The sequence below is a fragment of the Streptomyces sp. NBC_01515 genome (genome assembly GCF_045040345.1).
Lineage (GTDB): Bacteria > Actinomycetota > Actinomycetes > Streptomycetales > Streptomycetaceae > Streptomyces.
Window position 1 is genome coordinate 10,306,659 of record NZ_CP109416.1, and the last position, 24,064, is coordinate 10,330,722.

Annotated in this window: 24 protein-coding genes; 13 read left to right on the plus strand and 11 right to left on the minus strand. The window is 70.7% G+C overall.

Translation table 11 applies throughout. The features are described from left to right. Position 1: 1 nt before the first annotated feature. A complete protein-coding gene (mftG, locus tag OG407_RS45550; RefSeq protein WP_405866774.1) occupies positions 2 to 1,546 on the minus strand; it encodes a mycofactocin system GMC family oxidoreductase MftG in 1,545 nt (514 codons plus the stop codon). A 135-nt stretch (positions 1,547 to 1,681) separates the two neighbouring features. On the opposite strand from mftG, the gene mftA reads away from it, so the two are divergent. Genes mftA through mftF form a run of 6 tightly spaced genes read left to right on the plus strand, consistent with a single transcriptional unit; the run spans position 1,682 to position 6,754 of the window. Further along, positions 1,682 to 1,819, plus strand: coding sequence for a mycofactocin precursor MftA (mftA, locus tag OG407_RS45555; protein ID WP_328675613.1), 138 nt, complete (start codon positions 1,682 to 1,684; stop codon positions 1,817 to 1,819). A 9-nt stretch (positions 1,820 to 1,828) separates the two neighbouring features. Continuing rightward, positions 1,829 to 2,104 carry a mycofactocin biosynthesis chaperone MftB gene (mftB, locus tag OG407_RS45560; RefSeq protein WP_405866777.1) on the plus strand — a complete coding sequence of 92 codons (276 nt, stop codon included), beginning with the start codon at positions 1,829 to 1,831 and terminating at the stop codon, positions 2,102 to 2,104. Next, positions 2,101 to 3,315, plus strand: coding sequence for a mycofactocin radical SAM maturase (gene mftC, locus OG407_RS45565; RefSeq protein ID WP_405866779.1), 1,215 nt, complete (start codon positions 2,101 to 2,103; stop codon positions 3,313 to 3,315). The genes mftB and mftC overlap by 4 nt, the downstream gene beginning before the upstream one ends. A gap of 33 nt (positions 3,316 to 3,348) precedes the next feature. Next, positions 3,349 to 4,539: a pre-mycofactocin synthase MftD gene (gene mftD, locus OG407_RS45570; RefSeq protein WP_405866781.1), complete on the plus strand. Its 1,191-nt coding sequence runs from the start codon at positions 3,349 to 3,351 to the stop codon at positions 4,537 to 4,539. A gap of 2 nt (positions 4,540 to 4,541) precedes the next feature. Next, positions 4,542 to 5,303, plus strand: a complete 762-nt coding sequence (gene mftE / locus OG407_RS45575) for a mycofactocin biosynthesis peptidyl-dipeptidase MftE (protein ID WP_405866783.1) — start codon at positions 4,542 to 4,544, stop codon at positions 5,301 to 5,303. Further along, complete coding sequence (gene mftF, locus OG407_RS45580; protein WP_405866785.1) at positions 5,300 to 6,754, plus strand: mycofactocin biosynthesis glycosyltransferase MftF; 1,455 nt, start codon at positions 5,300 to 5,302, stop codon at positions 6,752 to 6,754. Before mftE ends, mftF begins: the two co-directional genes overlap by 4 nt. 50 nt (positions 6,755 to 6,804) lie before the next feature. Here the strand turns inward: mftF and OG407_RS45585 are convergent, their stop codons facing one another. Beyond that, complete coding sequence (locus OG407_RS45585) at positions 6,805 to 7,500, minus strand: hypothetical protein (RefSeq protein ID WP_405866787.1); 696 nt, start codon at positions 7,498 to 7,500, stop codon at positions 6,805 to 6,807. Positions 7,501 to 7,619: 119 nt separating this feature from the next. On the opposite strand from OG407_RS45585, the gene OG407_RS45590 reads away from it, so the two are divergent. Beyond that, entirely contained in the window at positions 7,620 to 7,883 is a 264-nt protein-coding gene (locus OG407_RS45590; protein WP_405866789.1) for a hypothetical protein, read from the plus strand. Positions 7,884 to 7,890: 7 nt separating this feature from the next. Here the strand turns inward: OG407_RS45590 and OG407_RS45595 are convergent, their stop codons facing one another. After that, the gene (locus OG407_RS45595) at positions 7,891 to 9,114 is read right to left on the minus strand and encodes a prolyl oligopeptidase family serine peptidase (RefSeq protein WP_405866791.1); all 1,224 of its coding nucleotides are present in this window, start codon (positions 9,112 to 9,114) and stop codon (positions 7,891 to 7,893) included. Positions 9,115 to 9,326: 212 nt separating this feature from the next. On the opposite strand from OG407_RS45595, the gene OG407_RS45600 reads away from it, so the two are divergent. Further along, positions 9,327 to 9,992 (plus strand): TetR/AcrR family transcriptional regulator, encoded by a 666-nt coding sequence (locus tag OG407_RS45600; protein WP_405866793.1) that lies wholly within the window; start codon positions 9,327 to 9,329, stop codon positions 9,990 to 9,992. Between the two features lie 30 nt (positions 9,993 to 10,022). On the opposite strand, the gene OG407_RS45605 is transcribed toward OG407_RS45600, so the two are convergent. The 3 genes from OG407_RS45605 to OG407_RS45615 are packed head-to-tail and all read right to left on the minus strand — an operon-like array spanning position 10,023 to position 12,743. Beyond that, complete coding sequence (locus OG407_RS45605) at positions 10,023 to 10,781, minus strand: SDR family NAD(P)-dependent oxidoreductase (protein WP_405866795.1); 759 nt, start codon at positions 10,779 to 10,781, stop codon at positions 10,023 to 10,025. A gap of 49 nt (positions 10,782 to 10,830) precedes the next feature. Beyond that, complete coding sequence (locus OG407_RS45610; protein ID WP_405866797.1) at positions 10,831 to 11,595, minus strand: SDR family NAD(P)-dependent oxidoreductase; 765 nt, start codon at positions 11,593 to 11,595, stop codon at positions 10,831 to 10,833. Positions 11,596 to 11,618: 23 nt separating this feature from the next. Further along, entirely contained in the window at positions 11,619 to 12,743 is a 1,125-nt protein-coding gene (locus OG407_RS45615; RefSeq protein ID WP_405866799.1) for an acyl-CoA dehydrogenase family protein, read from the minus strand. A 141-nt stretch (positions 12,744 to 12,884) separates the two neighbouring features. Between OG407_RS45615 and OG407_RS45620 the strand changes: the two genes are divergently transcribed. Then, positions 12,885 to 14,057 (plus strand): thiolase family protein, encoded by a 1,173-nt coding sequence (locus tag OG407_RS45620; RefSeq protein ID WP_405866801.1) that lies wholly within the window; start codon positions 12,885 to 12,887, stop codon positions 14,055 to 14,057. A 26-nt stretch (positions 14,058 to 14,083) separates the two neighbouring features. On the opposite strand, the gene OG407_RS45625 is transcribed toward OG407_RS45620, so the two are convergent. After that, positions 14,084 to 15,562: an aldehyde dehydrogenase family protein gene (locus tag OG407_RS45625; RefSeq protein ID WP_405866803.1), complete on the minus strand. Its 1,479-nt coding sequence runs from the start codon at positions 15,560 to 15,562 to the stop codon at positions 14,084 to 14,086. A 195-nt stretch (positions 15,563 to 15,757) separates the two neighbouring features. On the opposite strand from OG407_RS45625, the gene OG407_RS45630 reads away from it, so the two are divergent. Further along, positions 15,758 to 17,017 (plus strand): amidohydrolase family protein, encoded by a 1,260-nt coding sequence (locus tag OG407_RS45630; RefSeq protein WP_405866805.1) that lies wholly within the window; start codon positions 15,758 to 15,760, stop codon positions 17,015 to 17,017. 77 nt (positions 17,018 to 17,094) lie between these two features. Here the strand turns inward: OG407_RS45630 and OG407_RS45635 are convergent, their stop codons facing one another. Together OG407_RS45635 and OG407_RS45640 are read right to left on the minus strand one after the other, a co-directional pair. Next, positions 17,095 to 18,099 carry an LLM class flavin-dependent oxidoreductase gene (locus OG407_RS45635; protein ID WP_405866807.1) on the minus strand — a complete coding sequence of 335 codons (1,005 nt, stop codon included), beginning with the start codon at positions 18,097 to 18,099 and terminating at the stop codon, positions 17,095 to 17,097. A gap of 63 nt (positions 18,100 to 18,162) precedes the next feature. Further along, positions 18,163 to 18,936, minus strand: coding sequence for an enoyl-CoA hydratase/isomerase family protein (locus OG407_RS45640; protein WP_405866809.1), 774 nt, complete (start codon positions 18,934 to 18,936; stop codon positions 18,163 to 18,165). A 129-nt stretch (positions 18,937 to 19,065) separates the two neighbouring features. Here OG407_RS45640 and OG407_RS45645 point away from each other — a divergent pair, with 129 nt between their 5' ends. Genes OG407_RS45645 through OG407_RS45655 form a run of 3 tightly spaced genes read left to right on the plus strand, consistent with a single transcriptional unit; the run spans position 19,066 to position 21,952 of the window. Then, positions 19,066 to 19,374, plus strand: a complete 309-nt coding sequence (locus OG407_RS45645) for a hypothetical protein (RefSeq protein ID WP_405866811.1) — start codon at positions 19,066 to 19,068, stop codon at positions 19,372 to 19,374. Positions 19,375 to 19,415: 41 nt separating this feature from the next. Beyond that, positions 19,416 to 20,930, plus strand: a complete 1,515-nt coding sequence (locus tag OG407_RS45650; RefSeq protein WP_405866813.1) for a class I adenylate-forming enzyme family protein — start codon at positions 19,416 to 19,418, stop codon at positions 20,928 to 20,930. Beyond that, on the plus strand, positions 20,927 to 21,952 hold the full coding sequence (locus OG407_RS45655; RefSeq protein WP_405866815.1) for a phosphotransferase family protein: 1,026 nt from the start codon (positions 20,927 to 20,929) through the stop codon (positions 21,950 to 21,952). Before OG407_RS45650 ends, OG407_RS45655 begins: the two co-directional genes overlap by 4 nt. Here the strand turns inward: OG407_RS45655 and OG407_RS45660 are convergent. Further along, positions 21,949 to 22,725, minus strand: a complete 777-nt coding sequence (locus tag OG407_RS45660; RefSeq protein ID WP_405866817.1) for an SDR family NAD(P)-dependent oxidoreductase — start codon at positions 22,723 to 22,725, stop codon at positions 21,949 to 21,951. The genes OG407_RS45655 and OG407_RS45660 overlap by 4 nt on opposite strands. Continuing rightward, the gene (locus OG407_RS45665; RefSeq protein WP_405866819.1) at positions 22,722 to 24,041 is read right to left on the minus strand and encodes an acyl-CoA dehydrogenase family protein; all 1,320 of its coding nucleotides are present in this window, start codon (positions 24,039 to 24,041) and stop codon (positions 22,722 to 22,724) included. The genes OG407_RS45660 and OG407_RS45665 overlap by 4 nt, the downstream gene beginning before the upstream one ends. Between the last annotated feature and the right edge of the window lie 23 nt (positions 24,042 to 24,064).

Consider the following 24,064-nt stretch of genomic DNA (forward strand, 5'->3'; position numbering starts at 1 on the left):
GTCACGGCAGGTCACGCCGCATGGCGTCGGCGACGAGCTCGCCGACGAGGACGGCGGTGGCCGCCGAGCCGCGCAACGGCGGAGTCGGCAGGATCGACGTGTCCGCGACGCGCAGCCCGACGACGCCGTGCACGCGCCCGTAGTGGTCGACGGCTGCCCCCGGATCGTCGGCGGGGCCCATGGGAACCGTGCCGCAGGTGTGGTGCGAGGTGCCGAGATGCGCCTCGACCCAGCGGTCGAGCATCCGGTCGTCCGCCAGCACCTCCGGTCCCGGCTCCACGAGCCCGCGGGACACCTTCTCGAACGCGTCGGTGGCGATCAACGCGGCCGTGGCACGGGCGACTTCGCGCAGGCGCCGCCGGTCCTCGGCGGTCTCCAGATAGCCGTAGTCGAGCCTCGGGGCAGTGGCCGCGTCCCGGGAACACGTGCGCAGTCGGCCGCTGAGTCGGGGTGACTGGACGGACGCCAGAAACGCGAGCGGCGCGCCGGGCCTGGTCACCGTTCCGCCGACCAGGCCCGCCACGGGGACGAGCGACTGGAGGATCTCCAGATCGCCGGGGTGGCCGCCGTCCGACGAGGAGAGGTGGAGGCAGTCGCCGAGCCAGGAGTCCGCGGGCTCGGGCATCGGCCGCCGCGGCTGCCACTCCAGCACCAGCTGCGGATGGTCGCCGAACCGGGCTCCCACGGCAGGGGAGTTCACGGCCACCGGAATGCCCAGGCGCCTCAACTCGTCGCCCGGTCCGATGCCCGACAGGTGCAGCAGCTGGGGGGAGCGGAACGCCCCGGCGCACAGCACGACTTCACCGCACTCCAGAGTCGTACGACGCCCGTCGCGCTCGACGACCACGCCGGTCGCGCGGCCACGCTCGATGACGACTCCGGTCACCGAACTGCCGCCCTCAACAGTGAGGTTGGGGCGATCGAGTGCGTCCAGCAGATAACTGACACCGGTGTTGACGCGTGTCCCGTCCACGGAGTTGGACGGCACCGGCCCGAACCCGGGGGCGCCCTGGGTGTTCTTGTCGGGCTCCTCGGGATACCCCAACTCCCGTGCGGCCGACCGGAATGCCACGGCGGCAGGGTGCCGTGGACCCGCCCGCCGGATCCGCACCGGACCTCCGTCCCCGTGCACCTCGTCGGCGCCGTGGTCGAGATCGGACTCCAGCGAGCGCAGCAACGGCAGCACCCGGTCGTACGACCAGGCGGCGCCCCCCGCGGCCGACCAGCGCTCGAAGTCCTCGCGCCGAGCACGTACGAAGTAGCCGCCGTTGACCGTGGTCGACCCACCGAGAAAGCGCCCCCGCGCGACCGTGTACGGCCGGCGCGGCGTGAGGCGGACCGCGTACGGCTGAACGGCGGGATGCCCGGGCTGGGCGCCCGGGACGATTCGCGCGTCCAGCAACTCCCGTGTGAAGTCCGCCTGTTGGCGCGGCACGGGCCCCGCCTCCAGCACCAGCACGCTGCGGTCGACGTCCTCGCTGAGCCGTGCGGCAAGCGGAGCGCCGCTGCCTCCCGCCCCCACGACGACGACATCCGGGCGGCTCAATCGGAACCCGCAACTGGCGTAGACCGATCGGTCGAAAGAATCATGGCCGCTCCCTCTTCACTTTCGGCACCGAGTGCCATTACTGTCGACCGCGCAGTCGCTCCGATGTCCAGCCGGATGCCCAGGGAGAGTCGCATGAACGAGCTCCAGTCCCCGTCGACCGTCCCGGCCAACGAGATCAAGGCCGAAGAGCCCGTCACGGAACAGCAGTTGATCGAGGCCGACGACCTCATCGAGGAGATCTCCATCGATGGCATGTGCGGTGTCTACTAGGCCGCCCGCGTGACCGCGCCGGCCCTCGACCGCGCCCTCGGTCTGCACCCCCAGGTCTCGGTGCGGCCGGAACCGTTCGGTGCGCTCCTCTACCACTTCGGGACCCGCAGACTGACGTTCCTCAAGGACCGCAGACTGCTCGCCGTCGTCGAATCCCTCGCGGACGCTCCCACGGCCCGCGACGCCTGCCTGGCGGCCGGCGTCGAAGAGGCCGAACTGCCGCGCTACGGCAAGGCGTTGGCCGCACTCGCCACGTCGCAGATGCTCGTCGGAAGGACCCCATGACCGCCACAGCCGGCACCACACGGCTGGTCGACCTCTTCGAGTCCGGACTCGACGCGCCGATCTGCCTCACCTGGGAACTGACCTACGCCTGCAACCTGGCCTGCACCCACTGCCTCTCCAGCTCCGGCCGCCGCGACCCGCGCGAGCTGAGCACCGCCGAAGCCAAGGCGGTCATCGACGAGTTGGAGGCCATGCAGGTCTTCTACGTCAACATCGGCGGCGGAGAACCCACCGTCCGCGCCGACTTCTGGGAACTCCTCGACTACGCCACCGCCCACCACATCGGCGTGAAGTTCTCCACCAACGGCGTCCGCATCACGCCCGAGGCGGCTCGCCGGCTCGCCGCCAACGACTACGTGGACGTCCAGATCTCCCTCGACGGCGCGACCGCCGACGTCAACGACGCCGTACGCGGCTCCGGTTCGTACGCGACGGCGCTGCGGGCGATGGAGAACCTCGCCGCCGCCGGCATGCGCACCTTCAAGCTCTCCGTGGTCTGCACCCGCCACAACATCCCCCAACTGGACGAGTTCAAGGCTCTCGCCGACCGCTACGGCGCCCAGCTCCGTCTGACCCGGCTGCGCCCCTCCGGCCGCGGAGCCGACGTCTGGGACGACCTCCACCCGACCGCGGCACAGCAACGCGAGCTGTACGACTGGCTGTTGGCCCACGGCGACAACGTCCTGACCGGAGACTCCTTCTTCCACCTCTCCGCCTACGGTGAGCCGCTCCCCGGCCTCAACCTGTGCGGTGCCGGACGGGTCGTCTGCCTGATCGACCCGGTCGGCGACGTCTACGCCTGCCCCTTCGCCATCCACGACGAGTTCCTCGCCGGCACCGTCCGCGCACCCGGCGGCTTCACCGAGGTGTGGCGCGGCTCGGAACTGTTCGCGCGACTGCGCACCCCGCAGCACGGCGGAGCCTGCGCGTCCTGCGCGTTCTACGACACCTGCAAGGGTGGCTGCATGGCCGCCAAGTTCTTCACCGGACTGCCCTTGGACGGCCCCGACCCCGAGTGCGTGCAGGGGTACGGCGAACAGCAGCTCGCCAAGCGTGCCAAGGGCGGTGCGGACCTCCCCAAGCCGTCCGGCGACCACTCCCGGCGACGGCCCGTGGACCTCGTCCTCACCCGGCGCCAGGGCCTGGAACGGCCCCCGGTCGGCGACTGCGCCGAGGACCCCCTGGCCGGCCTGCGCTTCGGCCGGCCGTAGCCGACGAACAGCTCAATCGAAGGGACGCGGCACATGGGCAGGAACCCCTGGTTCGAGACGGTCGCCGAAGCGCGGCGCCGGGCGAGGAAGCGCCTGCCGAGCACGGTGTACCGAGCGCTCGTCGCGGGCTCGGAGCGCGGCCGTACGATCGACGACAACACGGCGGCGTTCGCCCGACTTGGCTTCGCACCCAGGGTCGTTGGCCATCACGCGGAACGCGACCTGTCCACGACCGTGCTCGGAGTACCCACCTCCCTCCCCGTGCTCATCTCGCCGACCGGTGTGCAGGCCGTGGACCCCGAGGGCGAGGTGGCCGTCGCCCGGGCGGCGGCGAGCAGGGGCGTCGTCATGGGCCTGAGTTCCTTTGCCAGTAAGCCGGTTGAGGAAGTCGCCGCCGCCCAGCCGGACTTCTTCTACCAGCTGTACTGGAGCGGCACGCGGGCGACGATGACGCAGCGCATGGACCGGGCCAGGGCGGCCGGCGCCAAAGCCCTCATCGTCACCCTCGACTGGTCCTTCTCCCACGGGCGGGACTGGGGAAGCCCGGCCATCCCCGACAAGCTCGACCTGAAGACCATGCTGCGGTTCGCGCCCGATGTGCTGCCCCACCCCGGCTGGCTGCTCAGGTTCGCCAAGTCCCGTAGCCTGCCCGATCTTTCGGTCCCCAACCTGCGGCCCCCGGGCGGCGAGGCCCCCACCTTCTTCGGCGCCTACGGCGAGTGGATGCAGACCACACCCCCGACCTGGGAGGACGTGGCGTGGCTCCGCAAGGAGTGGGGCGGACCCTTCCTGCTCAAGGGAGTCACCCGCGTCGACGACGCCAAGCGGGCCGTCGACGCCGGAGTGACCGCGCTGTCCGTCTCCAACCACGGCGGCAACAACCTCGACACCACCCCCGCCACCATCCGCGTACTTCCTGCGATAGCGGACGCGGTCGGCGCGCAGATCGAAGTGCTTCTCGACGGCGGTGTGCGGCGGGGCGGAGACGTGGCCAAGGCCCTCGCGCTGGGTGCCCGCGCCGTCCTGATCGGCCGCGCCTATCTGTGGGGCCTGGCGGCGAACGGACAGGCCGGCGTCGAGAACGTCCTGGACATCCTCCGCAGTGGTCTCGACTCGGCGGTGTTGGGCCTAGGGCACTCCTCCGTCCACGAGTTGACCCCCGACGACCTGGTCGTACCCCCGGGCTTCCCCCTCGTCCTGGGCCGCGACGCCCCGGCCGCCTGAGCATGGCCGGGGCCCCGGCGACCGAACTCGCCCACACCGCCTGGCCGTTCGTGCCGTCCGACGTGCTGGTCCTGCTGCCCATCGGGTCCACCGAACAGCACGGCCCGCACCTGCCGCTCGACACGGACAGCGTCATCGCCGAGGCCGTCGCGCAACGAGCGGCAACTGCCCTCCCCGCGGCGCTCGTTGCACCGACACTTCCCTACGGCGCGAGCGGCGAGCACGCGGGTTTCCCCGGCACCGTCTCGATCGGCCACGAAGCACTGTGTGCCGTGCTGGTGGAGGCGGTGCGCTCGCTGGCGCTGTGGGCCGGACGGATCGTCCTGGTCAACGGCCACGGCGGCAACACCGCCACCCTCGACACCGCCCTCCCCCTGCTGCGCACCGAAGGCCATGACGTGGCCTGGACCGGCTGCGCCGTCCCCGGAGGTGACGCGCACGCCGGGCGTACCGAGACCTCGGTGATGCTCCATCTCGCCCCGGATCAGGTGCGGTTGGACATGGCGGTCGCCGGTGACACCCGGCCGCTGACCGCCCTCCTCCCGGAACTCATGGCCCACGGGGTCCGCGCGGTCTCACCCTCCGGCGTCCTCGGCGACCCGACCGGCGCCTCGGCGGCGGAGGGACGCGGCGCGATCGACACGATGGCGTCGGCCGCCGTCCGCCGGATCACCGCCTGGACCGTGGACGACCGGGGCCGGCTCACCGAGCCGGAACACCCGCCCACGTCACGGGAGTCGGACCACCAGGCCGTACGGCCATGACGCTGCCCGTCGGCTTCCTGGTCGAACTCGACCGCCACACCCGGATCGTCGACGACGGCCGGGCCCTCGTCGGCGGCTTCCCGACCCGGCTGATACGACTGACCCCGCGGGCCCAACAGCACCTCACCGGGCGGACGTTGCGGGTACGGGACGCGGCGAGCTCGCTTCTCGCGGACCGGCTGCTGGACCTCGGCATGGCCCATCCCGTCGTCGCCTCGCTGCCCCCGCCCACCGACCCCCGCTGCACGGTCGTCGTGCCGGTCCGTGACCGGCCACGTCAACTCGCCCGCCTGCTCGGCAGTGTTGGCGGGAACCACCCCGTGATCGTGGTCGACGACGCGTCCAGCGATCCGAAGGCCGTCGCCGCCGTCACAGCGGAACACGGAGCCACGCTGGTCGCCCTGACCACGAACCTCGGACCGGCCGGCGCCCGCAACGCCGGACTCCGGCTCGTCACGACCCCCTTCGTGGTGTTCGCAGACTCCGACATCGTGCTCGCCCCCGACACCGTGCCCATCCTCCTCCGGCACTTCGCCGACCCGGCCGTCGCCATGGCCGTACCCCGCATCACCGGGCTGCCCTCACCTGCTCCGACCTGGATCGAACGGTACGAGAACGCCCGCTCCTCCCTGGACCTGGGCGCCCACCCGGCCGGAGTGCGGCCCGGGAGTCCAGTCTCGTGGGCCTCCACGGCATGTGTCGTAGCGCGCGTGGATAGCCTGGCCGACGGCTTCGACGAACGGATGCGAGTCGGCGAGGACGTCGACCTGTGCTGGCGGCTGATCGAACAGGGCCGGCGGCTGCGCTACGAGCCGACCGCCGAAGCGGCACACGAACACCGGGCGCGGCTCGACGACTGGCTGCTGCGCAAGGCCGTCTACGGCACCGGTGCGCAGCCCCTCGCCGAACGCCACCCGCGGTTCATCGCCCCGGCCGTGTTCGCCCCCTGGAGCGCGGCACTGCTCACCGCGCTGCTCGCCCAGCGCAGGTGGTCGGTGCCCGTCGCGGGTGCCGTCCTCGTGGGCGTCACCCTGAGGATCCGCCACAAGGTCGACGGCATCCAGCACCCTCACCAGCTGGCCGTGCGGCTGACGGCCAACGGAGCCTTGGCCGCTCTGGCCCAGGCCTCGGCCCTGTTCAACCGGCACTGGTGGCCCCTCACGGTCGTGGGCTGCGTGGCGTCCCGCCGGGTGCGCAGGGCGGCGGCGGTGGCGGCGCTGGCCGACATCGCCCTTGAGTACCGGCGTGACCGGGCCCCTCTCGACCCGGTCCGCTACGGCGTCGCGCGCCGCCTCGACGACCTCGCCTACGGCGCCGGCGTGTGGCTGTCCGCGCTCAAGGGCCGCTCCACCGCGGCCCTGCGGCCTCGCATCACACTGACACCATCCCGACGCGCGTGTGCGGCCCTTGCGAGGTATCACTCAGCAGGAGGTGTGCGGCGTGACGCATGAGGTGGTCAACCGTGTCGAGGATCTCGGGTCCGAACCGGCCGCACTCGCCGCTACGGGCAGGACTCCCCGAACTTCACCGCGGAGAACTCCACCGGCTGCCCGCTCAGCTTCGTCCCGGCGGGCGGCTTCTCCGCGCACACCTGCCAGTTCGACTCCAGGAGTACGTAACGCCCTTTACCGGAGGCGTCCTTGACCGTGATCGACGTACTGGAGCGGAGCGCGTCGCGGGCGGCGTTCACCGACTTTCCCTTGAAGTCCGGCATCGTTCCGCCGGCCGTGGTGGGCGCGGACTGGTCCTTCGCCGGGCAGGTCTCGTCCAACTTCACGGCGCCGAAGTCGAGTTGGGTTTCGGTGGACGTGGTCGTACCGGCCTTCACGTTCTGGGAGCAGACCTTCCAGTCCCGGTCGAGGATCTGGTGGCGGTCCCGGCCGAGCGAGTCGTGGGACTTGAGGGTGTAGAAGCCCTGCTTCTGGGCTGCGTCCTGCGCGGACTGAAGACCCATGCCGATGAAGTGGGGGACGGTCTTGGTCGTGCCGCCGGTCTTGGCGTTGTCGCTCGTGTTGGTGGCGGTTGCGGTTGAACTACCGGCTGCACCAGTGGTGTTGCGGCAGGCGGTGCCGAGGCCGCCGATGACGAGAATGCCTACGGTGACCCCACTGACTACCTTCCAGTCGCGCTTCTTCCTCGGCGGTGATCCGGCGGCCCATGACGGCTGACCTGGTGGCGTAAATACGGAGTTGGACACGGTACGCCCCTGATGTGTGGATGAAGGGACACTGTGTCAGACGCGGAGGCCCGGCCGCACGCTGCGTGACGAACCGTCACAGGTTTCCGGACGCTGTCCGGCGACGGCGGACCGGGCGGATGGACGCCGTTCTCGACGCACTGCGTTCGGAAGAGCCCGAACTGCCTTGTGTCGATGAGGAGATACGTCGCTTGATCGCCCTGGCCCGCGAGGTCCACCGCGCCGCCGAAGTCATGCGGCGGATGGCCGACAACGCTCGCGCCGGGGACGTCACCCGCAAAGCCGAGACCATGGCCCTTGCCGCGGAACGGGAGCGAATCCTCTACCAGGAATTGAGGGCCTTCGGGCTCGCCGCCCGTGGTGTCATCGGCAACGCCGCCTGATCCTGGGTTACTTGAGGTGCCGGCCCAGGAAGTCGACGATGTGGCCCATCGTCTCCTGGGTGGACCAGGGCAGGGAGGCGGAGGTGTCGCCGGTGAAGGACAGGTCTCCGTGGCCTGCGCCGGTGAGGACGTAGCGGGTGCTGTCGATTCCCTTGGCGCGCAGTGCCGTGTGGAGGTTCAGGGTTTCGCTGGGTGAGACCAGGTTGTCGGCGCTGCCGTGGAACAGGATGAACGGTGCGGTCTTGGACGTGATGTGCGTGCCCGGGTCGGCGGCGGCCACCTCGCCGGTGCGGTTCGCGACCGACTTCTTGGTGCCGGGGCCGTAGACCCACTGGGCGGCGCTGTTGCCCGCCGCGTAGTTGGCCTTCTGGGCCGCCGTGTCGTAGTCGGCCGCGAGCTCGGAGAGGTCGGCCGGGCCGAACTCGTCGACCACGCCCTGCACTTCGCTGCTCCGGCCCAGGTTGTCACCGACGTCGAAGGACTTCTCCCCGTTGGTGGCGCCGGTCATCGCCGCAAGGTAGCCGCCCGCGGACTGGCCCCATACGGCGACCTGGCCGGCGTCGATGGAGTACTTGTCCGCGTTGGCGCGGAGGTACCGGACCGCGGACTTCACATCGGCGACGGCGTCCTTGTACGTGGCGCCGTCCTTGGTGGTGCGGTACTGGACGCTGGCCACGACGTAACCCTGGTCGGCCACATAGGTGCGCTGATCCAGGTTGGCGGTACGGTCCGCCATGACGAAGCCTCCGCCGGTCAGGTAGATGACCAGCGGCTTCTTGCCCGATGTGGACGTGGGCACCTGGATGTCCAGCTTCAGGTCACTCTTCTTGCCGTCGGTGGTGGGCGACGAGTACGTGATGTCGTGCGTGGTGGTGATCCCGGAGGTGGCGCACCGGATCTGCGCACCGGTGGGGTCGATCACGGTGCTGGTGCTGGTGTCCGACTTCTTGATGGTCTTGGCGATGGGGATGCCTCCCGCGTTGCCCGACGGCATTCCGGTGGGCTTCCCTGCGGGCGTTCCGGCACCGGCACCGGCGCCGGATGTGGTCGCGCCCGTGGGGCAGGCGGCCGTCCTGGCGCTGGGGCTGGACGTACTCCCGGCCGAGCTGCTGCCGCCCGAGGAACAGGCGACCAGGGCCAGCCCCGCGGTGATGGTGACCGTGACGGCGGCGCCGCCCCTCCGCCGGCGTGCCCGGGCCTTCCCCTGTGGTGCTGCGTTCTCTCCGTGCATGTCCATGTCTCCTTCTCCCGCTGACACGAGGTGCTAAACGGAGATCGAATCTCCGGTTCAGCTCCGCCACCGTAACATCAAACGGAGATGTTTTCTCCGTTTAGGTGCCGGTGCGGATCGCGCCAGGGTCGAACCTGATCAGGAGGTGCCCAGCTCGCGCCGGTACGATGAGCGGGACGATTCGGCATCATCCGGAAGGCGTGACGACTGGTATGGCGGAGCTCGCTGAACCCGGCCGACCGCCCTTGCGGCGCGATGCCGAGCTGAACCGCCGCCGCCTGATGACCGCCGCCCGCGAGGTGTTCCGCGACCGGGGTCTGGCCGCGACCCTCGACGACGTCGCCCGCCACGCGGGGCTCGGTGTGGGGACGGCCTACCGGCACTTCTCCAACAAGGAAGAACTGGTCGACGCGGTCTTCGAGGACATGATCGACCAGGTCGAGGCGTCCGCCCGGGAGGCCGCCGCCGATCCAGACCCGTGGCGCGGGCTGGCGTCCAGCCTGGAGAAGGTGTGTGAACTCCAGGCGCACGACCGGGGGTTGCGCGAGGTCATGCTCGGCACCGGCAAGGCCGCTCAGCGGCATGCCCTGGTCGGCCGGCGGATCAAGCCCCTGGTCGATCCGCTGGTCGCGCGCGCCAAGGAGCAGGGGGCGCTGCGCCCGGACGTGGATCAGCTGGATCTCCCGATGATCCAGCTGATGGTGGCCGCGGTCACCGACCACACTGGAGAGCCCGAGCTGTGGCGGCGCTACCTGCGCCTGCTGCTGGACGGCATGCGCACCCAGCCGGACGGGACGGAACCGCTGCCCCCGGCCCCCGTGTTCCGCCGCATCGGAGTGGCCGCGGATCCCGCAGGGGAGAAGCCGCCCCGTCCCTGAGTCCGGTCGGCACGAACCCTTCCCGAGACGCTAGACCGAGAGCGCGAACCCGCCCGTCACCCGCAACGTCTCACCCGTGACGAACGAGGCCTTCGACGAGACCAGATACAGCAGCGCCTCGACGATGTCCCGTTCCTCGCCCTCCCGTTGGAGGATCTGCTCGCCCAGAACCCGCTTCGCCTCGGCCTCGGACAGTTCGGCGCGGACCGTGTCGGTGAAGATCAGGCCCGGGGCGATCGCGTTGACGCGGATGCCGTCGGCGGCGAACTCGCGAGCGAAGGACACGGTCAGTCCGCGTACGGCGAGTTTGGAGACGCCGTAGATGCTGCGGTTCGCGTAGGCCGCCGACGAGGAGATGTTGACGATGGCGGCACCGGCGCGCCCCCGCATGGCCCGCTGTGCCGCGAGGGAGCAGATGATGACGCCCATGACGTTCACGTCGAGCACGCGGCGCACGTTGGCGAGGCCGAGTTCGGTGAACGGTCGGTTGTAAGCGGCGTGCAGGCCCGCGTTGTTGACGAGGATGTCGAGGCCGCCGTGCCGCTCGGTGACCTCGGCGACGACCGCCTCGACCGCGCCCTCGTCGGCGACGTCACACGCCACCCCCGTCACGCTGCCGCCGGCGGCGGTGAGGTCGGCGGCTGCGGCCCGCGCCGCGTCCCCGTCGATGTCCGCGAGCACGACGTGCGTACCCCGCGCCGACAGAGCCGCGCCGAACGCCTTGCCGAACCCGCGCCCGCCCCCGGTGATGAACGCGACCTTGCCGTGGTGCTCGTCCTGTTCCGGCATTACGGATGCTCCCGTCGTCGTCCTCGTTCCAACCAGCGCCCCACACCGGTCACTTGGGCCCGAAGCGCTGTCCCGCGTCGAGCCGCAGGCACTGGCCGTTCAGCATCGGGTTGTCGACGATGGCGAGCGCGAGCTTCGCGTACTCCTCGGGGCGGCCCAGGCGTTTGGGGAACGCCGCGTCCCTGACCAGGACCGCCCGTGCCTCGTCGGGGATCTTCTCGACGGCGCCCGTGTCGAAGAGGCTGGGCGCGATGGCCAGGACACGGATGCCGAGTGAGCCGAGATCGCGCGCCATGGTGAGACACATCCCGGCGATGGCGGCCTTGGCAGCCCCGTAGGCGACTTGGCCGACCTGCCCCTCGAAGGCGGCGATCGACGACGTGTTGATGATGACGCCGCGCTCGCCGTCCGGGTCCTCGGGCTCGTTGCGGCTCATGTGCGCGGCGGCGAGCCGGCTGACGTTGAAGGTCGCGACGGTGTTGAGGTCGAGGACCCGGCGGAAGGTGTCGAGGTCGTGCGGCCCGCTCCTGCCGAGCGTCCGCTTCGCCGTACCGCCGCCCGCGGTCGTGATCGAGACGTGCAGCCCGCCGAGCGATTCGACGGCGGTGGCCAGCGCGCTCTCCGTCGCCTCGAAGTCGGTGACGTCGACCGGCTGGAAACGCCCGCCCAACGCCGCCGCGACCTCGGCACCGGCCGACGCCGGACGATCGAGTACGACGACGTCGGCGCCGCGCGCCGCGAGCGACTCGGCGCAGGCGCGCCCCATTCCGGAGGCACCGCCGAACACCACGGCCTTCTTGCCCTTGATCTCCATCGGTCGATTCCCTTTCGCTCGGCTCAGGCGGACGCGGAAGAGCGCTGGAGGAGGGTGCAGAGCCGGTCGCGGTGGACGGCCGTGTCCCCGTGGAGCACCCGGTCGGCCCTGGCCCGGCGCAGATAGAGGTGGAGGTCGTGCTCCCAGGTGAAGCCGATGCCGCCGTGCAACTGCAGTGCCCTGGCGGCGACTTCACCGCTGCCGGCCGTGGCGTAGGAGGCGGCGGCACAGGCCGCGCGGGCGGCGTCGTCGGTGCCGGCATCGGCGGCCATCGCCGCGTAGTACGTCGCGGCACGGGTGCCGTGCACGAGCAGTGCCATGTCGGCGCAGGCGTGCTTGACGGCCTGGAAGCTTCCGATCGGCCGCCCGAACTGCACCCGGCTGCCGGTGTGTTCGACGGTCAGGTCCAGCATCCGCCCCATCACGCCGAGCGCGTCCGCACACCGCAGGACGGACGCCTCGTCGAGCAGGGCCTGGATGTCGGCCGGCCCGCCGTCGAGACGGGCGCCGAGCGGGACGCGTACGGCGTCGAGCCGAACCTCGTGGAACGCGCGGGTGGGATCCAGCACGCGCTGACGCCGGACCGTGACACCGGGGGCCGTGCGGTCGACGAGGAAGGACGCCGGCTCGCCCTCGTGGCGCGCGGTGACCAGCAGCCAGCGGGCGCCGCCGGCATCCTGCACCACGGTCTTGACGCCGTCCAGGACGGCCCGGTCCCCGTCCGTACGGGCGGTCGCGCGGACCCCGTCGAGGGTCCAGGGCGCGTGCGGCTCGGCGAAGGCCCAGGTGGCCCAGCCCGCTCCGGCGGCGAGCGCGGGCAGCACCTCGTCGCGCAGTCGCCCGGAACCTCCGTAGGCGATCGCCCGGCCGACGACCGCCGTCGGCAGGAACGGGCCCCGGCCGAGCGCGCGCCCGATCTCCTCGGCGACCAGGGCGAGTTCGACCAGTCCCTGGCCGGACCCGCCGTACTCCTCGGGCAGGGCCAGACCGGGCCAGCCGAGGTCGGACGTTAGCCGCCAGAGTTCGGGGTCGACGTCCTCGGAGCGGTCCATCGACGCTCGTACGAGGGCGATCGGGGCCCGGTCGGACAGCAGGTCGCGCGAGGCCTCACGCAGCATGGCCTGCTCCTCGCTGAGCTCGAAGTTCACCAGCCACCACCCGTTCCACGGCAGATCGACAGCAGATCCACGGCATGAAGAAGGTATCCTCTTTTAGGTGACTGGTCGAGATCCTGGGGCGCTTTTTCGCGTTCTTCCGCGCCATGCGTCGAGTTAAGTATCATCAATTACATGACTGATGCCGTTCTGCTCGCCGCCTGCCGCACCGCGATCGGTACCGCCCGGAGAGGAACGCTGCGGGACACCAGCGCCTTCGACCTCGCCACCGTCGTCGTACGCGAGGCGGTGCGACGCGCCGGGCTGCCGCCCGGCCTGATCGACGACGTCGTCCTCGGCGAGACCCTGGCCGGAGGCGGGGACATCGCCCGCTACGCGGCACTCGAAGCCGGACTGACCCATGTTCCCGGCCTGGCACACAACCGGCACTGCGCCTCGGGACTGTCGAGCGTGGCGACCGCCGCCGCGGGCGTACGCGCCGGAATGGACCGCGCGGTCGTCGCGGGCGGAACGCAGTCCTCCTCGACCGCGCCGGTGGCCCGGCGCCGGATTCCGGGCACCGACGACTGGCAGGACCCCTGGATGTCGCCCTCGCACGTGCCGACCCGTGAGGCGCCCAACGACGACATGGCCACCCTCGTCGGCTGGAACGCGGCCCGGCTGACCGGCATCTCCCGTCAGGAGATGGACAGTTGGGCGCTGCGTTCGCACCGGCGGGCCGTGCGGGCGATCGACGGGGGACGGTTCGCCGACGAGATCGTCCCGGTCGAGGTCATCGGGAGGGACGGGACCAAATCCGTGTTCGACACCGACGAACACCCTCGGCGCGACACCAGCATCGAGAAGCTCGCGGCGCTGAAGGTGCTGCACCCCGAGATCGACGGCTACTCCATCACGGCGGGCAACTCCAGCGGGGTGAACGACGGTTCGGCCGCGGTCGTCGTCGCCTCCGCCGAGGTCGCCGCCGAGCACGGGCTCGCGCCGCTCGCCACCGTACGGTCGTGGGCGAGCGTCGGCGTCGATCCCGTCGAGACGGGACTGGCCCCGATCGCCGCCATCCGCAAGGCACTTGACCGCGCCGGGCTGCGGATCGAGGACGTCGACCTGTTCGAGGTCAACGAGGCGTTCGCCGCCGTGGCCGTCGCCACCGCCCGCGAACTGGACCTCGACCCGGAGCGGGTCAATCCCTTCGGCAGTGGATGCAGCCTCGGACACCCGATCGCCGCCACCGGCGCGCGCATGGTCGTCACGCTCGCGCACGAGCTGCGGCGGCGCGGGGGAGGGACGGCGGTCGCGGCCATGTGCGCGGGTGGCGGCATGGGATCGGCGATGGTGCTCAGCGTGTGACGAGCGGCCGCCGGGCGACACACCGCTCAGCGTGCCGCCCAGCTCACCGTCTTCGTCTGCAGATACTCGTCGAGCCCGAACTCGCCCCACTCGCGGCCGAGTCCGCTCTGCTTGTAACCCCCGAAGGCGGCCCGGGGGCTCACCCCGGGGCTGCCGCCGTTGATCGTGACACCGCCGGTCCGCAGCCGGGTCGCCATGTCGTACGCGGCCACCGTGTCCGCGCTCCAGACGGCACCGCCCAGACCGTACGGACTGTCGTTGGCGATGTGCACCGCCTCCTCGTCGGTGCGGAACGGGATGACGACGCCGACCGGTCCGAAGAACTCCGTCCGGGCGACGGCCATCGCGTTGTCCACGCCGACGAAGAGCGTGGGTTCCAGGAAGTAGCCCTGGTCGAGACCGGCCGGGCGCCCGCCGCCGCGGACGATACGGGCGCCCTCCTCCTCGCCGACCTGGATCAGCTTCTCGACCTTGTCCCGCTGGGCCGCGCTGATCAGCGGACCCATCGTGGTGGCCGGATCGGCGGGATCGCCGACCCTGACATCGGCCAGGGCCGCGTTCAACCGGTCGACCAACTCGTCGTGGACCGACTCGTGCACCAGCGTGCGCGTCAGCAGCGAACAGCCCTGTCCCGCATGGGTGGTCATGCCCGCCAGCGCGGAGCGGACGGCACCGTCCAGATCGCCGTCGGCGCGGACGATGTTGGCGGACTTGCCGCCGAGTTCCAGGACGACCTTCTTCATGGAGGCGGCGGCCTGCGCGTACACCATGCGGCCCACCGTGTCCGAGCCCGTGAAGCTGACGAGGTCCACCATCGGGTGGGTGGTCAGCTCCCGGCCGGCCTCGACGTCGCCGGTCACGATGTTCAGCACACCCGGCGGCAGCCCGGCCGCGTCGGCGAAGTCGCCGAGCAGCAGCGAGCCGAGCGGCGTCTGTGGCGCCGGTTTCAGTACGACGGTGCAGCCCGCGGCGAGCGCGGGGATCACCTTCATCATGCTGAGGAAGAAGGGGAAGTTGTACGCCGGGATCAGCGCGCACACCCCGAACGCCTCGCGTCGCAGCACCCCTTGGAAGATGCCGAGGCCCGGCGCGATCGTAGGATCCATCGGACGCTCCCACGCGAAGGCCGGGATCACCCGCTCGGCCATGTCCCGCAGATGCGCCACCGGCACCCGGGTCTGCAGACTCTCCGCCAGCGCCCGCACCGAACCCGCCTCGGCCATGTTGACGGCGACGAGTTCGGGCAGCCGCCGCTCCAACTCCTCCGCCATGCGCAGCAGGACCGCGCCCCGCTCGGCGGGCCTCATCCGCGGCCACGGCCCCTCGTCGAAGGCCCGCCGCGCAGCCGCGACCGCCCGCCGCACATCCGCGAGCGAGGAGTCGGGAACCTCGGTGAGGGTCTCCTCCGTCGCCGGATTGCGTACGACGATCCGCGCGTCCGACATTCCGTCGGTGCGCTGTCCGTCGATGTAGAGCCGGGAAGAGAACGAGTACGCCGTCGTCATGTGCCGTCTCCTCATCAGTTCATCAGTGTGTCCCGTGTTGAGTGTACTGAATTGGCGGAGTCGGGTCAGGGGTGCGTCGAGTTTATTGACTAGACCGGTCGGTACAGCTAACTTCGCAGATATCTGGGGGTCGGCCTTCTGGCTGCGGACGACGGAGTTCGAAGAGAGGTACCGCCTGTGTTCAAGGAATTTGTGGTGTCCGGCGATTCGCACATCATCGAGCCGGTCGATCTGTTCAGGACCCGCCTGCCCAAGCAGTTGCGTGAACGCGCGCTGTGGGAGGAGGAGTTCACGCTGGACGAGCCGATCGTGCCGGGTGGGCACACGGAGTTCAAGAAGCTCCACACCATCGGGTTCGACGGGTGGACGATCTCGAAGTATCGCCAGACGGGCGGGGAGACTCCGGACGGTGATCCGGAGCACATCCTCCGGGACATGGACTTCGACGGCGTCGACGCGTCGGTGATGTTCCCGAATCTGTCGCTGTTCGTGCTGTTCACGGACGACCACGAGCTGTCGATGGCGCATGCGCGGGTGTGGAACGACTACCTCGTCGAGCGCTACCTGCCCTACAAGGAGCGGCTGCGTCCCACCGCGGCGATCCCGATCACGGATGTTCCGGCGGCGGTGGCGGAGATCGAGCGGATCGCACGGCTGGGACTGGGGGCGATCCTGCTGCCTGAGATCCCACCACTGCCCTACTACGCGCGGGAGTACGACCCGGTCTGGGCCGCGGCCCAGGCGCACGGCCTGCCGGTGTTCATCCACGTCGCCACGGGTGGCGTGAAGGTGAAGGAGCAGGTGTCCGGGACGGCGCAGACGGTGCGGGGTCTGATGACGTCGATGAACATGGGCAAGGGGAACCTGACCGACGACATGGTGGCCGGGCGGACGATGGGGTTCGCGGCCGGTGCCGGGGTGGCGGGTCCGCAGGGCATCATCGCGAGCCTGGTCGGCGGCGGTGTGTGTGAGCGCTTCCCGGATCTGCATTTCAACCTGATCGAGTACACGGCCGGCTGGCTGGTCTCCTTCATGGGGTACATGGACAAGGCGTGGAAGACGGGTACGGGTCAGGATCCGGACTGGTGGCTGGGCTTCTGGGACGACAACCGTCCGGCGACCGAACAGCCTTCCATGGGGCGGCTGTTCGCGATCAACGACAAGTGGCCCTACCCGCTCAAGCCGACCGAGTACGTCCGTCGGCAGATCCACGTGCAGTTCGCGGACGACCCCACGGCCGTCAAGGCACGCCACATCACCGGCCTGTCGACGGTGATGTGGGGCAATGACTATCCGCATGCGGAGGGCACCTTCCGCAGCAGTGCGGAGTGCGTCGCGGAGAACTTCGAGGGGGTGAACGACGAGGACCGTGCGGCCATCCTGGGCGGCACCCTGGCCGACGTCGTGCACTTCGACAAGAGCCGGAAACTCGCCCCGGTCACCGAGAACGCCTGACCGGCGAAACGGCGTTTCAGGGTACTGAAATGCGATGGCAGCGGCGGGTGGCCCGAGGGTGCCGCCCGCCGCTTCTCTCACGGCTCGGGCAGCTCGTCGATCAGGGCGAGGCTCGCGCGGGCGTACCCGGCCCGGCGCCGCCGGCTCACCAGGAAACTCGGCGGAGCGAAATAGCCGACGTCACGGGGCAGCGAACCGGCGCGACGGGCGAGCATCTCCTTCGCGTCGGCCGTCGTCCCGCACACGGCGATCCCGGTCAGCATCTCGTCGGTGACGGCGGCGGCCATCGCGTCGGTGTCACCGGCCCGGAACGCCTTGCGCAGCTGCGCCACCGGGCCCTCCCAGCCGTGGTGGGCCACGAACGGGTCGTACGTCTTCACCGTCAGATAGAAGGCGATCATGCGCCGGGCGTCGGCCACGGCGCGTTCGGGGGCGGTGTCGTCGACCGCCGTGATGACCCAGCCGTGTTCCAGCGGCGGGTCGGCGCGGCCCGCGGCGACCGTGCCGCGCTCCACCGACGGGCGTACGACGTCGTTCCACCAGGAGCCGGTGAACAGCCCGTGCCCGATGACGCCGTCGGCGACCCGGCCCGCCGTGGCGGCCATGCGGGTGTTGAACGCGGCGAGCAGGACGGGGATGTCGAGCCGGCCGAGCACGGGTGCGCGGACGTCGGCGTCGATCGAGTAGAACTCGCCGGAGTAGTGGACCTGCTCACCGTTTTCCGCGTGCAGCCAGGCGCGGACCGCGCCGACGGTCTCCGCGATCCGGTCCACCGGGCGGTCGGCGGGCACGTCGAGCCAGTCGCGGTTGATGCGGAAGGCGGCGCTGCCCAGACCGAGGAAGAGCCGCCCCGGCGCCTGGGCGTGCAGCTGGCGCAGCGCGGTGGCGTGCGCGTACGGGGTGCGGGCGAAGGCGTACGCGATGGCGGGCCCCGCCAGGGCGCGCTCGGAGTTCGCGACGATCTCGGCGAGGGTGAGGTAGGCGTCGTGGTCGACGAACTCGCCGGCGCAGAAGGCGCCCGCACCGGCCTCCTCGGCCTCACGTGCCACCTCGCGGCCCGGCCAGGGCATGCCAAAGCGCATCGGAGCCAGCCCTCCATGGAACGTCATAATAAAGGATACTGTTTTATGGAGCGTAGGGGAGTGTCAGCGCAGTGTCCACCGTCCGCGGGGCACCGCGGCGCGGTCCACCTCCGCCTTTCCGATCGGGTTTCCGATCTGGGTGTACGACAGTCCGGTGCGCAGCGCCTGGGTGCGGGTCGCGTCCAGGGACTCCCAGATCGCGCGGACCGTGCCCTGGATCGCGGCCGGCGGTTTGGCGGCGATGACCCGTGCGATCTCGTCCGCCCGGTCCCAGAGCTGTTCGCCCGGCAACACCTCGCTGACCAGCCCGATCTGGAGAGCGCGCGCGGCCGACAGGCGTTCGTCCAGACCGAGCAGCGCGATGCGCAGGGCCTCGCCGAGCGGGATGCGGCGGGCCAGCCCGATCGGTTCCAGGGCCGCGGTGAGTCCGTAGCTGACGTGCGGATCGAAGAAGGTGGCGTCCTGCGAACAGATCAGGATGTCGGCCTCGTTGAGCCAGTAGAACGCGCCGCCGGCGGCCATCCCGTGCACCGCGCAGACCAGGGGTTTCCACACCTGGTTCAGCTTCGGCGACAGGAACTCCCCGGGGTCGGTCTGCGACCACGCGTTGGGATGCCGGTCGATGCCCTCCTTCACGTCCATGCCGGTGCTGAACGCGCGCTCGCCCGATCCGCGCAACACGACGACGTGCACGTCGTCGTCGGTCTTCACCCTGCCCCAGAGCGCGGAGAAGTCCTCCAGCATCCGCTGGTTGAAGCTGTTCATGGCCTGCGGCCGGTTCAGCGTGACCGTGGCGACATGGTCGGTCACCTCGAACAGGACGGTCTTGAGATCCATCCGGCGACTCCGTTCGTCAGCTCGGTATGTCGGCTCGGTTCGTCATCTCGACGCGATCGAGGTAAGTAGTATACTTTTTTCTGGTCTTCGGGCGCCCGGAACGGAACAAGATCCGCGGAGGAAGCTGCGATGAGGCCACGAGTGGGACAGATGCTCGCCAGTACGGTGGACACGACGGCGGTGATCGTCGTGCGCTGCCCTGACAGCGAGCTGGACATCACCTGCGGCGGTGCCGCGATGATCGAGGGAACCGCGCAGGGGGCCGTCACCGGCACGGCCGACCCGGACCTGATGGGCGGTTCGCTGCTCGGCAAGCGCTATGCCGACGAGGACCTGGGCCTCGAACTGCTCTGCACGAAACAGGGGCAGGGCACGCTCGCGGTCAACGGCGTGGCCCTGCCGGTGAAGAGCGCCAAGCCGCTCCCGGCCTCGGACTGACAAACGGGAAGACTGAGAAACGGGAAGCGGGAAGTGCGCCGATGAACGTCTCGATGATCCTGGACATGGCCGCCGAGGGCTTCGGCGACCGGGTCGTGATCGGCCGCGCACAGGACGGCCTCACTCCCGTACGGCTGCGCGAACTGGCCGCCGGCGGGGCCCGGTCGGTCCGCGCGGCCGATGCCGACGCGATCGTGTACCTGGCGACGAACGGCCCCGCCTTCGCCGTCGCTCAGTTCGCCGCCGCCCACGCCGGCGTTCCACTGATCCCGGTCAACTACCGCCTGGGCGAAGAGCAGTTGGACGCCCTCCTCGCGAACCACCCGCGCGCTCTGGCCATCGCCGCTCCCGACCAGGCCAGGGCACCGCGCAGGGCCGGACTGACGGTCCGCGGCCCGGCCGAGTGGCTCACGGAGGCGGCCGCGAACGTCGATGGCGCCATGGGACCGGCACCATCGCCCGACACCCCCGCCGTACTGATCTACACCAGCGGAACCACCTCGGCCCCGAAGGGCGTGGTCCTGCGTCACCGCAACCTCGTGTCGTACGTGCTCGGCACGGTGGAGTTCGCCGCGGCGGACCCGGCAGAGGCGGCGCTGATGAGTGTGCCGCCGTACCACATAGCCGCCGTCTCCAATGTGCTGACGAACCTCTACGCCGGCCGGCGCACCCTCACCCTCGACCAGTTCAGCCCCGAGGGCTGGCTGGCCCTCGTCAGGGAGCAGCGGATCACGCACGCGATGATCGTGCCGACCATGCTCGCCCGGCTCATGGACACGGCGGGGCTGGACCGTTCGGTGCCCTCCATGCGCTCGCTGGCCTACGGTGGCGCCAGGATGCCGGTGCGTGTGATCGAGACGGCACTGCGCACCTGGCCGCGCGTGGACTTCGTCAACGCCTATGGCCTGACGGAGACTTCGTCCACCGTCTCGGTGCTGGGCCCGGCCGAACACCGGGCGGCCGTCGCGAGCGACGACCCCGCGGTGCGGGCCCGGCTCGGTTCTGCAGGACTGCCGGTGCCGGGGATCGAGATCGAAGTCCGCGACGTGACCGGGGAGTTGCTGGGCGCGGGGGAGACCGGGCAGATCTGGGTGCGTGGCGAGCAGGTCTCGGGGGAGTACGCGGGGCAGGGCTCCGCGGTCGACGAGCGGGGCTTCTTCCACACCCGGGACCGGGGCCGCCTCGACGCGGACGGCTACGTCCACATCGAGGGCAGAGCCGACGACACGATCATCCGCGGCGCGGAGAACATCGCGCCCGCCGAGATAGAGGACGTTCTTCTACGGCACCCGGACGTGCTCGACGCCGTGGTGGTCGGTGTCCCGGACGAGGAGTGGGGTCAGCGCATCGAGGCCGTCGTGGTGGCGCGCGACGGCGCGAAGGCCGACGCCGGCGCGCTGCGCGCGGCCGTACGCGGCACACTGCGCGGATCGAAGACCCCGGACCGCATCACGTACTGGACCGAACTCCCGCGCACGGTGACCGGCAAGCTGGTGCGCCGCGACATCGTGGCTGCACTGACCGCACCCGGGAACGGGACGAAGGGGCAGCCATGAGCGTCGTCACCAACAGCCCCGCGCTGATACGGGAGTTGACGGATCGTACGGCCGCCGTGGTCGGCGGCTGGATCCCCGGCGCCACGGTGGACGGCGTCGAACCGCTCACCGGCGGCACGTCGAGCCTGACGTATGTCGCGGCCCTGGCGGGTGTCCCGGCGGGCTACGAGCGCGTCGTCCTCAAGGTGGCACCGCCCGGCCTGGCCCCGGTCCGCAACCGGGACGTGCTGCGCCAGGCACGGCTCATGGCGGCGCTGGCCGGGCAGCCGGGCGTAAGGGTGCCGAAGGTGCTGTTCTGCGACGCGGGTACGCCCCCGGGGATCCAGCCCTTCGTGGCCATGGAACTGGTGCCGGGGGAGTGCGTCGAGCCGGTGCTGGTGTCGCGCGGCACGCTGCCCCCGGGGGAGGTGCGGGGGCGTGCCCTGGACGCGGCGCGCATGCTGGCCGCCCTGCACCGGGTGGATCCGGCGCGTACGGCGCTCGCGGCGGAGCCGGTGGTGACGCTCGCCGGGGAGATCGACCGTTGGACGCGGGCGTTCGGTACCGTCTCCGACGACCTGCGCACCGGCCATGAGGTGGTCGCGGAGCGGTTGCACGCGACCGTGCCCGCCGCGATGACGCCGGTGTTCACCCATGGCGACTACCGGCTCGGCAACACGTTGTGCGCGGACAGTTCGGTCACGTCGGTCATCGACTGGGAGATCTGGTCGCGCGGCGACCCCCGCGTCGACATGACCTGGCTGACCTTCTTCACCGACGAGGCCCGCCACCCCGCCGCTCTGTCGGACGAGCCCACCGGCATGCCCGGCGGGGCCGAACTGGTCGACGCCTACGAGGAGTCGCGAGGTGAACCGCTTCGGGACCTGCCGTGGTTCGAGGCACTCACCAAGTACAAGGAGTCGGCCGCGACAGCGCTGTTGATCAAGCGGGGCAGAAAGACCGGGCAGTTGAACACCATGCACCGGCGGATGCTGCCCGCGCTGCCCGAACTGCTGGACCAGGCGCTGGAGTTGCTCGGCTAGTACAGCCCGCCGTCCACCCGGATCAGCGCCCCCGTCGTGTAGCTGGACGCGTCGCTCGCCAGATACAGCGCGGTACCGACGATCTCCTCCGGCTGCCCGGGACGTCCGATCGCGCTGCGCGTGGTCTGCCGCTTCTCCTCCGCCCAGGCCTTGGAGACGTCCGTGAGGAACGGCCCGGCCGAGATCGTGTTGACCCGTACGGTCGGGCCGTACTCCAGGGCGAAGACCGTGGTCAGTGCGTTGAGGGCGGCCTTGGCGCCGGCGTACGGCCCGAAGCGTGGCTGGGGCATCAGGGCGCCGGAGGAGGAGACGTTGATGATCGAGCCGCCGCCCGCGTCGGCCATCCGCCGGCCGATCAACGAGGCCAGCCGGAACGGGCCCTTGAAGTTGACGCCGATCACCTTGTCGAAGAGTTCCTCGCTCGTGTCGGCGGAGGAAGGGGCGAGGGGTGACATGCCGGCGTTGTTGACCAGGACGTCGACCTTGCCGAACTCCGCGTAGGCCGCGTCGGTGAGCCGGCCGAGGTCGTCCCAGTGGCCGACGTGGGCGGCGACCGGCAGGGCACGCCGGCCCAGGTCGCGGACCTCGGCCGCCGCCGTCTCGCACGCGTCGAGCTTGCGGCTGGCGATCACGACGTCGGCGCCCGCGCCGGCGAGGGCGCGCACCATCGCGAGACCCAGGCCGCGGCTGCCGCCCGTGACGAGCGCGACCTTGCCGGACAGGTCGAACAGGTCCGCCGGAGCAAGGGACTCGGTGTCACGCCGCGCGCTCATGTGTCCACCCGGCCGGAGAGGCTCTCGTCGTCGAGGATGTGCGCGTACCGCTTGCGGGCGGCCTCCAGCCTGGGCGGGATGTGCTCGCTGGGGAACAGTCCCTCGGCCGGCCGGCGGTTCTTCAGCAGCTGCTTGGCGATCGTGGTGCGGTGGACCTCGGTGGGGCCGTCGGCGAGGGCCAGGTTCGGTGCGGCCATCCACCATTTCGCCAGCGGGAGTTCGTTGGTGGTGCCGAGCGAGCCGTGCAGGTGCAGGGCGCGCTGGATGATGTCGTGCAGCACCTTCGCCGTCTGGACCTTGCACATCGCGATCTGGGTGCGGGCAGCGCCGTGCGGCTGGGTGTCGATGATCCAGGCCGTGTGCAGCACCAGCAGCCGGAACTGCTGCAACTCCACCCAGGAGTCCGCGATGAACTGCTGCACGGCCTGCTTCTCGGCGAGAAGAGTGCCCTGAGTACGGCGGGACAGCGCTCGCTCGCACATCATGTCGAAGGCGCGGGCGCACTTGCCGACGGTGCGCATCGCGTGGTGCACACGGCCCCCGCCCAGCCGGGCCTGGGCGACCTTGAAGCCCTCGCCGGGGCCGCCGAGCATGGCGTCGAGCGGGACCCGCACCCGGTCGTAGCGGATGTAGGCGTGGATGCCCTCGTCGAGGGAGTCGCGTTCGTCCATCGTGCCGACGTTGCGCTTGATCTCGATGCCGGGTGTCTCGGCCGGGACGACGAACATCGACATCCGGGCGTGCGGCGCCGCATCCGGGTCGGTGACGGCCATGACGATGAGGAAGGCCGCGTACCGGGCGTTGGAGGAGAACCACTTCTCCCCCTCGATCACCCACGCGTCCCCCTCGCGCGTGGCCCGGCACACGAACTCCTTGGGATCGGCTCCGGCCTGCGGTTCCGTCATCGAGAAGGTGGAGACGATGTCGCCGTCGAGCAGGGGCTGGAGATAGCGCGCCTTCTGCTCGTCGGTGCCGAACATGGCGAGGATTTCGGCGTTGCCGGTGTCCGGGGCGGCGGTGCCGAAGACCGTCGGGGCCCAGTAGGAGCGGCCGAGGATCTCGTTGAGGTACGCGAGCTTCACCTGGCCGTAGCCCGCCCCGCCGAGTTCGGCGCCGAGGTGGCAGGCCCACAGGCCCTGGGCCCGGACCTGGTCCTGGAGCGGCCGCAGGATCGCGCGCGCCTTCTCGTTGCGGGTGTCGTACGGGTCGCCGCCGTGCGGGAACAGCAGATCGAGCGGCTCGATCTCCTCCCGCACGAAGGCTGCCGCCCAGTCCAGTTTGTCCTGGAACCCGGGTTCGATCGAGAAGTCCAGCATCGGCTCTCCGGAAGGTGCGGGGC

Coding starts and splice junctions, on each gene's coding strand:
- mftA (WP_328675613.1), top strand. CDS start 1,682: ATGAACGAGCTCCAGTCCCCGTCGACCGTCCCGGCCAACGAGATCAAG.
- mftC (WP_405866779.1), top strand. CDS start 2,101: ATGACCGCCACAGCCGGCACCACACGGCTGGTCGACCTCTTCGAGTCC.
- mftD (WP_405866781.1), top strand. CDS start 3,349: ATGGGCAGGAACCCCTGGTTCGAGACGGTCGCCGAAGCGCGGCGCCGG.
- mftE (WP_405866783.1), top strand. CDS start 4,542: ATGGCCGGGGCCCCGGCGACCGAACTCGCCCACACCGCCTGGCCGTTC.
- mftF (WP_405866785.1), top strand. CDS start 5,300: ATGACGCTGCCCGTCGGCTTCCTGGTCGAACTCGACCGCCACACCCGG.
- OG407_RS45590 (WP_405866789.1), top strand. CDS start 7,620: ATGGACGCCGTTCTCGACGCACTGCGTTCGGAAGAGCCCGAACTGCCT.
- OG407_RS45595 (WP_405866791.1), bottom strand. CDS start 9,114: ATGCACGGAGAGAACGCAGCACCACAGGGGAAGGCCCGGGCACGCCGG.
- OG407_RS45600 (WP_405866793.1), top strand. CDS start 9,327: ATGGCGGAGCTCGCTGAACCCGGCCGACCGCCCTTGCGGCGCGATGCC.
- OG407_RS45605 (WP_405866795.1), bottom strand. CDS start 10,781: ATGCCGGAACAGGACGAGCACCACGGCAAGGTCGCGTTCATCACCGGG.
- OG407_RS45610 (WP_405866797.1), bottom strand. CDS start 11,595: ATGGAGATCAAGGGCAAGAAGGCCGTGGTGTTCGGCGGTGCCTCCGGA.
- OG407_RS45620 (WP_405866801.1), top strand. CDS start 12,885: ATGACTGATGCCGTTCTGCTCGCCGCCTGCCGCACCGCGATCGGTACC.
- OG407_RS45625 (WP_405866803.1), bottom strand. CDS start 15,562: ATGACGACGGCGTACTCGTTCTCTTCCCGGCTCTACATCGACGGACAG.
- OG407_RS45635 (WP_405866807.1), bottom strand. CDS start 18,099: ATGCGCTTTGGCATGCCCTGGCCGGGCCGCGAGGTGGCACGTGAGGCC.
- OG407_RS45640 (WP_405866809.1), bottom strand. CDS start 18,936: ATGGATCTCAAGACCGTCCTGTTCGAGGTGACCGACCATGTCGCCACG.
- OG407_RS45645 (WP_405866811.1), top strand. CDS start 19,066: ATGAGGCCACGAGTGGGACAGATGCTCGCCAGTACGGTGGACACGACG.
- OG407_RS45650 (WP_405866813.1), top strand. CDS start 19,416: ATGAACGTCTCGATGATCCTGGACATGGCCGCCGAGGGCTTCGGCGAC.
- OG407_RS45655 (WP_405866815.1), top strand. CDS start 20,927: ATGAGCGTCGTCACCAACAGCCCCGCGCTGATACGGGAGTTGACGGAT.
- OG407_RS45660 (WP_405866817.1), bottom strand. CDS start 22,725: ATGAGCGCGCGGCGTGACACCGAGTCCCTTGCTCCGGCGGACCTGTTC.
- OG407_RS45665 (WP_405866819.1), bottom strand. CDS start 24,041: ATGCTGGACTTCTCGATCGAACCCGGGTTCCAGGACAAACTGGACTGG.